The sequence below is a fragment of the Rhizorhabdus sp. genome, assembly GCF_018006725.1.
GTDB lineage: Bacteria > Pseudomonadota > Alphaproteobacteria > Sphingomonadales > Sphingomonadaceae > Rhizorhabdus.
Window position 1 is genome coordinate 1 of the sequence record NZ_JAGMXV010000189.1, and the last position, 8,936, is coordinate 8,936.

Below are 8,936 nucleotides of genomic sequence, written 5' to 3' on the forward strand. Positions count from 1 at the left end.
ACCTTGGGGGCGGTACATAGAACGGACCCAGATATACGCTAAGGTTTCGCCGGGCCTTCGACGGCGTGCATCTGGCGAAGCGGCCTGAGGGCCGGCGATGGCGCATCGGGGTCGGTCCAAAGATAATCGCCGGTGAGGTTGATGTGCTGCCATCCGAGCGGCGAAAGGTGTTGCAGCAGGTCCGGCGGGATCGACCGGCCTAGACTGGCAAGATGCATGCGGGCGGCTTGCATGTAGGTCGTATTCCAGAGGACGATAGCACCGGCGACGAGGTTGAGTGCGCTCGCTCGATGGGTCTGGGCTTGCAATGCGTGATCGCGGATACGGCCGATCCGGTGGAAAAAGATGGCGCGTTTCAGCGCATTTTCGGCCTCACCCTTGTTGAGTTCGCGGGTCGCGCGACGCCGCTGTTCGGGTTGTTCGATCCAATCGAGCGTGAACAGGGTGCGCTCGACGCGGCCGATCTCGCGCAGTGCCAAGGCCAGGCCATTGGCGCGGGGATAGGAGCCAAGCCGTTCCAGCATGATTGACGCACTCACGACGCCGGTGCGGATCGAGGTGCCCAAGCGCAGCACGTCGTCCCAATGGGCAGCGATCAGGCCCTCATCGACCTTGCCCGCGAGGAGCGGCGCAATATCGGGGCCGGGTTCGATGCCGTCAAACAGGTAAAGCCGGCGCGCGGAGATATTCGGTATGCGCGGCGCAAACCGGAATCCGAGTAGATGGCATAGCGCAAATACATGGTCGGAAATGCCCCCACCATCGACGTGATGCTCCTCGATGTGCAGATCAGCACCGTGATGGAGCAGCCCGTCCAGCACCTGCGCCGCCTCGCTCGCGGATGCGGAGATGACGGTGGAATGAAACGGCGCGTAGCGATCCGAGACATGGCTGTAGAAGGAGACGGCAGGCTCCGCGCCCTTGTGCGGATTGACCGCACCGGTCGCCTGGGCACGGCGATCGAGCGGGAAGTTCTGACCATCCGAACTGGACGATGTCCCGGCCCCAAACAGGGCGGCGAGTGGCGCGGTGTGCTGGGCATCGACCAACCTGGCGAGAGCCCGACCGTAGGTTTCCTCGCGTAAATGCCACGAGGCGAGCCAGCTGAGTTGGCGTTGGGTCACGAGATTGCAGGCTTCAGCCATGCGCGTATGACCAAGATTGGTTGCATCGGCGAGCACCGCCGTGAGGATAGCGCGGGGTTCATCGGCAACCCGACCGCTTTGCAGATGCGTAAAGCACTGGCTGAATCCGGTCCATCGATCGACTTCAGCAAGGAGATCGGTGATGCGGATCGCGGGAAGATGGGCGTAAAGCGGCGCAAGGGCGCTATCCGCTTCAGCCGGCGTGACCGCCTTCAACGGCGAAATCCGCAGCTTGCCGAGGCTGAGTTGTACGTCTTCCAGCGTATCCGTCTCCGCTTTTCGCTCGACCTCTGCCAATCTACGGGCGAGCCGGGTACGCCGTTCGGCTAGCCAGGCATCGGCCGTATCAGGTGCCGGAATCGGCAAAGGGCCGGCTGCCCGCATGGTGGCGAATACCGGGCCAGGAATAAGCTGTTGCTCGACGGCACGATAGCGTCTGCTTCCCTCGACCCACATGTCGCCGGCACGAAGCCTGTCCCGAAGCTCGACCAGGACGCAAAATTCATAAACTCTGCGATCGGGAATGCCGGGGCCGATCGCGCGACGCCAGGCCTGCCGAATGAAGGCAACCGGCGTATCCGGCGGCAGTTTTTTCAGGCGACCGAGATGAAGGTCGCGCATGATAGCGACTGCTCGCGCGAGCGTATGGCAGGCCGGGACCGCTCCGAACGTGAACGAGGCGATGAACAAGGGACCGACCTGTCGGAGGACGGGGTAGTTGGTAGCGGCGATCGTAACGGGATCGACGGCATCGGGGCGGATCAGCTTGCGGGCTTCATCGACTTCACGGCCGAGATCGTCCCATCCAACTACGGCCTCGACCGCGGCGCCGATGTCGCCGCCCGACACTTTGGCAGTGAGCAGGGCATCGCCGAGCCGGGCGAGTAGCCGGATTTTACCATTGATGGTGCGCCGGTCGCGCTTGAGCGCTGTGTCTGCACCGTTCTGCTCGCGCCGAAACATCTGACCCAGCAGGCGGTCGAACATCAGCACCGCATCGTCGGTAAGCGTGACGATGGTTTCGAGTACGGTTGCCGCCAGCGTCGCACGGCGCCGCGTTGCTTGCAGCGTCCGGACATGTTGCGCCGTCAGCCGAGCCCCTTCCTGACAGAGGCGTCGCAGGCGTTCGGGATGTATGCCTGCCGCGATATCGGGATCGATCCCGATATCGCGCAGCAGAGCTAGCCGCCGGATGATGACGGCGAACGTCTTGCGACCGGGCTTGCCGGGCGGCTGCCGCACCCATCCGAGGCCGCTGAGGTTCGTGCCGGCGTGAGGCAGAAGAAGGGCGTCAAGCAGACGGCGTTGCCCAGTCTCCAGCCCTCGGGTCAGATGCTCGGCGACGTGGCGCTCGGCGTCGAGCAACGCCTGCGCAACCATCCGTTCGACCGAACTGATGCCAGGTACGATGATGCGCCGTCGTCGGCACTCGCCTAGTAGCGACCGTGCCAGCCCAGCCCCGCTGGTCGTCGTCAGCGCAATCGGCAGCAGCCATTCCTGCAACGCCGCTCGCAATGGCCGGCTGAACTGTGTGAACCCAAAGCCCTCGCGCAGCGCATCGAGCTGTTCGTACCGGGTCGGGCCGCGCGTCGCATAATCGGCCAGCACCTCGGGCGCGATCTGCAATTGCTCGGCGACGAACGCGAGCGGCGTATCGGGGATCAATTCGCCCGGGCGCAGCAAACGGCCGGGATAGCGCAGCGCGCATAGCTGGATCGCGAAACCCAGACGATTATGCGGTCGCCTGCGGCGCACGATGATAGCCAGGTCATCCTCACTCAACGTCCAGTGCTGAACGAGCGTGGTTTCATCATCGGGAAGTGCGAGCAACGCCATGCGTTGCTCGTCCGACAGCACGGCGCGACGAGGCATCGGGTTAGGCTCTAGCGGGCGGCGCCCAACCGATCCGGGCAAGAGTGCCAATCAAGGTCGAACGCGGCACCTTGAAGGTGCGACAAACGGATGCCTTGCTTGCTCCGCCATCAAGCGCGGCAGTAATCCGTTCAAGGGTCTCAGTGTCGATCATGGGAGGCCGTCCACCCTGGCGCCCTCGACGCTTTGCAGCCGCCAGTCCCGCCATCACCCGCTCGCGCGTCAGCGCGCGCTCATATTGCGCCAGCGCGCCGAACAGCGAAAATAGCAGTTCGCCGTGCGGCGTGTTCGTATCCATCTGCTCAGTCAGCGAACGGAACGCGATGCCACGCGCCTTCAGGTCAGTGACGATCGCCAGCAAATGCGGCAACGATCGCCCAAGCCGATCGAGTTTCCACACGATCAGCGTATCACCCGCACTCAAATAATCGAGGCAGTCCTTCAGGCCCGGTCGATCGTCGCGTGCTCCCGATGCCTTATCAGTATGCAAATTACGCGGATCGACACCCGCCGCGACCAGAGCGTCGCGCTGAAGATCGACAGTTTGGCGATCATCGGCCGATGACACTCGCATATATCCGACCAGCATGTACGAAAAACCCTCAAAACCACTTTGTCGTACACTACGTCAAAGCGACAGGGTTTGTCGACTATTCAGGCGCAGGATTGCCGACCAAAGCCGAGGGATCACCCAAGGGTGTCCGAAAACATGTGTTTGCCGTCATAGCTAAGCAGTGGGGGCGCTCCTTTTCGATCAAGCTAGATCGCATAGGCACGGAGAAACGCATCTACTGCAAAGGCAACCGATTGCTCGGTGTCGAACCATGGCTCCGCTCCGTACAACGGCGGTTCGATGATCCCCGCTTCGAGCAAACCCTTGAGGTGAGCTGCCACGAACCGATTATCAGCACCACGGATTGCCCCGCTTGTCTGCAACTGAGTGAGATAGGTCTTCACTTCAGCCCATGTGCCTCCGCAACCCGCGTCGTAGAGGCTCTTTCCCAGCTTCGAGTTTGCGCCCTCGGCAATCGCCGTCCTCATGATCGCTACCGCATCAGCAGATGTCAGCAAGGCCAGATAAGCCATCCCGAACCGGCGCAGGACGAGGGCGATATCGGGTTCAGATGCATCAAGGAGGCGCACCGCGTCTGCCGCCTGCCCCTCCATAACCTCCATCATCGCCGCGCCGAACAACTCCTCCTTGGATTTGAAATATCCATATAGCGTGCCCTTCGATCCACCGAGCCGCGCCGAGATCATCGCCATGCTTGCGCGCGCGTAACCAACCTCGCGGAATATGTCCGTCGCCGCTGCCAAAATCGCGTTACGCCGTGCGTCAGTTTTCACTCGCATTCGCATCACTCCTTTCTTGAACCACCATGTACGGTTTTAGATTGACAGGCACAAGGGCCTGCTCATAAATGACCGAACTGTATGGTTTTGGAGTTCGGTATGGAGTCGCTTGTGAAAAAGCGCGGGGGAATGGCGGTACTCACCGCCGCGCTCCTGCTGGGCGGTTGCGCAACCCTGCCACAGAAAAGCGCATTGCCTGCGCGAGCAGCCGTTGAGAGCATAGCTAGCGTGAACAGCTTTGCCGCGCCGGACGCTGCCTGGCCGTCAGATCACTGGTGGGAGGATTTTGGCGACGCTCAGCTTTCGGGGCTGATTGCGGAAGGACTGGTGGGCGCCACCGATTTGCGCGTCGCCGAGGCCCGGTTCGCCCGCGCCCAGGCGCTGGTCGGGGAGACCCGCAGCCGCCTGCTGCCCTCGCTCAATGCGAATGCTGAAGCCGGTGCGACCAAGCAGAGCTACAACTATCTCTTCCCGCGCGAATTCGCGCCCCAGGGCTGGCCCGACTATGGTGTTGCAACACTCCGGCTAGATTGGGAGCTGGATTTCTGGGGCAAGAACCGGGCAGCACTAGGCGCGGCGCGGTCAAGTGCGGCGGCTGCCGGAGCGGAGGCGGCTGCAGCGCGACTGGCCGTGTCTGCCGGAATCGCCGCCGCTTATGCGGACCTGGGATCTCTCCATGCCGAGCGCGATGCCGCTGCGCGCGCTGTCGAGGTGCGTGGGCGTACGCTCGAACTGATGGAAGGCCGCAAGGCGGAAGGGCTCGAAAACGCGGGCGCTGTCGAACGCGCCCGGTCAGCATTGGCGACCTCGCAGGGCGAATTGGCCGCGCTCGACGAAGCGCTTGTTCTGGCGCGCAATCGCATCGCAGTGCTGCTCGGCGCTGGGCCGGATCGCGGCCTTACCATCACGCGGCCTGCTCCAATCGCCCGCGAGGACTTCGGCCTGCCCGCCAATCTGCCCGCCGAACTGATCGGCCGTCGTCCTGACATCATCGCCGCACGGTTGCGCAGCGAAGCGGCCGCGAGCCGGATCAAGGAAGCGCGTGCAGCCTTCTACCCCAATATCAATCTAGCCGGACTGATCGGATTGCAGGCGCTGGGCCTGGACAATGTGTTCAAGTCCGGCTCCGAGTTCGGAACAGTCGGCCCTGCGATAAGCCTGCCGATCTTTGACGGCGGAAGCCTGCGCGGCCGCTACCGAGCCTCGGAAGCCGACTATCGCGAGGCCGTCGCACAATATGACGGTGCGCTTATACAGGCGCTGCGCGAAATCGCCGATGCCGCCGCCAGCGAACGCGCGCTTGGCCAGCGGCTCGACCGAGCCCGCGATGCCGAGCGCGCTGCAAGTGCGGCCTGGGCGGTCGCCAACAACCGCTATCGCGGCGGTCTTGCCACTTCGCTGGACGTACTCGTGGCGGAAGACGCGCTCATTTCCACCCGCCGCACCGTCGCAACGCTGCAGGCCCGCGCTTTCGCCCTCGATGTCGCGCTCGCGCGCGCGCTGGGCGGCGGTTTTCGATCCTGAAGAGGAACCCTTTCGATGAACGAACTCACCTACACCGAGGAACCGCCCGCCGGTCCGCAGAACGCGAAGCGCAAGAAGCTGTTTATCGGCCTTGGAGCGACAGTCGCCATTCTTGGAGGTGGCTATCTTGCTTATGACGTCTTGATTGCTTCACGCCATGTCGAAACCGACAATGCCTATGTCGGCGCCAATGTGGCGCAGGTCACGCCGCTGATCAGCGGACCCGTCCATGATGTGCTCGTGGACGATGCGCTGCCGGTCAAGCGCGGCGATATATTGGTCAGGCTCGACGACACCGATGCCAGACTGACGCTGGCGCGCGCAGAGGCGGAGTTGGCGACCACCGAGCGGCGGATACGCGGTCTTGTCGCGACCGACAGCGGTCTCGGTGCCCAGGTCGCGGCGCGCGCCGCAGACGAGACACGGGCAGACGCCCAGCTTGCTGTCGCCAGGGGCGATCTGTCGCGAGCAAGGATCGATCTTGATCGTCGGGAAGCGCTTGCTGCTTCCGGCTCGGTCTCCGGCGATGAATTGACGAGCGCTCGCAATGCTTACAGCACGGCGCTCGCGCGGCTCAAGGATGCTGACGCCGGGCGCGCTCAGGCGACCGCGAACCGCACCGCCGCGATCGGCAGCCGTGACGCCAATCGCGCGCTGATCGACCGGGCAGCGCCGGAGGATAATCCGGAGGTCCTTGCCGCACGCGCCGCACGCGACCAGGCGCGCGTCGATCTCGATCGTACCGTCATCCGCGCCCCGGTCGATGGTGTGGTGTCCCGCCGCCAGGTCCAGGTCGGCCAACGCGTGCAGGCCGGAGCGAGCCTGATGGTCGTGGTCCCTGTGAACGCGGTCTATGTGGATGCCAATTTCAAGGAAGGGCAGCTCAGGAAGGTGAAGCGCGGTCAGCCCGTGACGCTCACCTCCGATCTCTACGGCAGCGATGTCGAATATCGTGGCACGGTCGTGGGCTTTTCCGGCGGAACGGGATCGGCCTTCGCGGTCGTACCTGCCCAAAACGCCACCGGCAACTGGATCAAGGTGGTCCAGCGCCTCCCGGTCAGGATCAGGCTCGATCCCCGGCAGCTCACCGAACATCCGTTGCGGGTCGGGCTGTCGATGACAGCCGACATCGACGTCTCCAATTGATCGTGGACTGAGCCATGGCCGACGCTGCTGCAGAATCTGGAGTCACCGCAGTTCAACCCTTGACGGGTGGCAAGCTTATCCTTGCCGCGATTTTGATCGGCATGGGCAACTTCCTGGTCGTGCTGGATACGACCATTGCCAATGTCTCGATCCCGCATATTGCGGGCTCGCTCGGCGTATCCGTGTCGGAGGCGACCTGGGTGATCACCTCCTACGCGGTTGCGGAAGCGATAACCGTACCGCTCACCGGATGGCTTTCGCGTCGCTTTGGCGGGCAGCGGGTCTTCATAACCTCCTATCTCCTGTTCGGAATTCTCTCGCTTCTATGCGGCCTGTCCAGCACGCTTGGCATGCTGATCGGGGCGCGCGTGCTGCTGGGGTTGGCCGGCGGCACGATCATACCGCTTTCGATGACGCTGCTGCTGCGCATCTTTCCGCCCGAGAAGGCGTCGGTGGCGATGATCATCTGGGCGATGACGACCACGGTTGCCCCGATCGCGGGGCCTATTCTGGGCGGCACCATCTCCGACAATGTCGGGTGGGAGTGGATATTCTTCATCAATGTGCCGGTCGCCATGGCCGGGGGAATAGGGTTGCTCTATCTGTTCCGGGGCCAGATCGAGGAAATCGTCAAGGCAAGGATCGATGTGATCGGCCTCATCCTGATGATCATCTGGGTCGGAGCGCTGCAAATCATGCTCGACGAAGGCCGCAACCATGACTGGTTTGCCGCCAATGAGATTCGCGCGCTGGCGATCATCGCCGCGATCGGGTTCGTCGCTTTCCTGATCTGGGAACTGACCGAGAGGCATCCGATCGTGAACCTACGTGTCTTCCGTCACCGCGGGTTCGTGGCCGCTTCGCTTACCTATTCAGTAGCATTCGGCGCCTTCTTCGCGACGGTCGTGCTGATCCCGCTCTGGCTCCAGCAGAATATGGGCTACACAGCGACGTGGGCGGGCTATGCCACCGGCATCATGGGCATCCTGGCGGTCCTCAGCTCACCCGTGATCGGGCAGTTCGCCGAAAAGATGGATGCGCGGCTGATTGTTTCAGTCGGAATCCTCGGGCTTGGTCTGATATCGGTATGGCGTATGGGTTTCACGCCGGACATGACCTTCGCGCAGATGGCTTGGCCGATGCTCGCGACTGGGCCGTTCCTGATGATGTTCTTCATCCCGGTCACGGGTCTGTGCATGGCCACCGTCGACCCTGACGAGCAGGCCGATGCCGCCGGCATCTCCAACTTCATGCGCACGGTGGGAGGCGCCTTCGCGGCCTCGCTGGTGCAGACCGGGTGGGGCGGCGCAGCGCGGGAAAATCAGACCGAGCTGGCCGGTGCGATGTCGCAAGGGCAAGCCACGCTCGACGCGATGACGGCACAAGGCATGTCGCATGGAAGCGCGACAGCCATGCTGACCGGGATGGTCGAAAGTCAGAGTACGATGCTAGCGACCCTCAACATGTTCGCCGCTATCGCGATATGCTTCGCTTTCGCCGCAGCGATCATCTGGTTCGCGCCAAAGCCGAAGGGCCCGATCGACATGAGTGGCGGGCATTGAGAAAGCCCTTGGGAGTCAGATAGCGAATAATTCTGGCGGAGTGGCAAAGGCAGACCGACGAAACCGGCTGACACACCGCTTCAGACGCTAACGCTCTCATCAATCGCAAATTGCGGTCAGCGATGTGCGATAAACAGGTGTTTGCCGACACCTGAGCGGGGCTGTCGGCGCTTAGCGTATATCTGGGTCCGTTCTATGTACTGACCCCGTAACCAACCTCGCGGAATATGTCCGTCGCCGCTGCCAAAATCGCGTTACGCCGTGCGTCAGTTTTCACTCGCATTCGCATCACTCCTTTCTTGAACCACCATGTACGGTTTTAGATTGACAGGCA

General features: G+C 62.8%; 6 protein-coding genes. 3 read left to right on the forward strand and 3 right to left on the reverse strand.

The window, feature by feature from the left end; genetic code table 11:
• Positions 1 to 38 precede the first annotated feature (38 nt).
• The 3 genes from KAY22_RS20435 to KAY22_RS20445 all read right to left on the reverse strand — a co-directional run bounded on the left by KAY22_RS20435 (position 39) and on the right by KAY22_RS20445 (position 4,370).
• Positions 39 to 3,017, reverse strand: coding sequence for a Tn3 family transposase (locus KAY22_RS20435; protein WP_020997491.1), 2,979 nt, complete (start codon positions 3,015 to 3,017; stop codon positions 39 to 41).
• A 4-nt stretch (positions 3,018 to 3,021) separates the two neighbouring features.
• The gene (locus tag KAY22_RS20440; protein WP_020997492.1) at positions 3,022 to 3,606 is read right to left on the reverse strand and encodes a recombinase family protein; all 585 of its coding nucleotides are present in this window, start codon (positions 3,604 to 3,606) and stop codon (positions 3,022 to 3,024) included.
• Positions 3,607 to 3,776: 170 nt separating this feature from the next.
• Positions 3,777 to 4,370: a TetR/AcrR family transcriptional regulator gene (locus tag KAY22_RS20445; RefSeq protein ID WP_006966673.1), complete on the reverse strand. Its 594-nt coding sequence runs from the start codon at positions 4,368 to 4,370 to the stop codon at positions 3,777 to 3,779.
• Between the two features lie 129 nt (positions 4,371 to 4,499).
• On the opposite strand from KAY22_RS20445, the gene KAY22_RS20450 reads away from it, so the two are divergent.
• From KAY22_RS20450 to KAY22_RS20460, 3 genes are read left to right on the forward strand one after another with little or no spacing between them, the layout of a single operon-like run.
• Positions 4,500 to 5,894 carry an efflux transporter outer membrane subunit gene (locus KAY22_RS20450; RefSeq protein WP_036527720.1) on the forward strand — a complete coding sequence of 465 codons (1,395 nt, stop codon included), beginning with the start codon at positions 4,500 to 4,502 and terminating at the stop codon, positions 5,892 to 5,894.
• A gap of 15 nt (positions 5,895 to 5,909) precedes the next feature.
• A complete protein-coding gene (locus tag KAY22_RS20455) occupies positions 5,910 to 7,040 on the forward strand; it encodes an HlyD family efflux transporter periplasmic adaptor subunit (RefSeq protein ID WP_006966679.1) in 1,131 nt (376 codons plus the stop codon).
• Positions 7,041 to 7,054: 14 nt separating this feature from the next.
• Positions 7,055 to 8,602, forward strand: a complete 1,548-nt coding sequence (locus tag KAY22_RS20460; protein WP_006966681.1) for a DHA2 family efflux MFS transporter permease subunit — start codon at positions 7,055 to 7,057, stop codon at positions 8,600 to 8,602.
• Positions 8,603 to 8,936: the final 334 nt, after the last annotated feature.

Bases quoted from the DNA above. Each gene is read 5' to 3' on its own strand.
- KAY22_RS20435 (WP_020997491.1), bottom strand. From the start codon at position 3,017: ATGCCTCGTCGCGCCGTGCTGTCGGACGAGCAACGCATGGCGTTGCTC.
- KAY22_RS20440 (WP_020997492.1), bottom strand. From the start codon at position 3,606: ATGCTGGTCGGATATATGCGAGTGTCATCGGCCGATGATCGCCAAACT.
- KAY22_RS20445 (WP_006966673.1), bottom strand. From the start codon at position 4,370: ATGCGAGTGAAAACTGACGCACGGCGTAACGCGATTTTGGCAGCGGCG.
- KAY22_RS20450 (WP_036527720.1), top strand. From the start codon at position 4,500: ATGGCGGTACTCACCGCCGCGCTCCTGCTGGGCGGTTGCGCAACCCTG.
- KAY22_RS20455 (WP_006966679.1), top strand. From the start codon at position 5,910: ATGAACGAACTCACCTACACCGAGGAACCGCCCGCCGGTCCGCAGAAC.
- KAY22_RS20460 (WP_006966681.1), top strand. From the start codon at position 7,055: ATGGCCGACGCTGCTGCAGAATCTGGAGTCACCGCAGTTCAACCCTTG.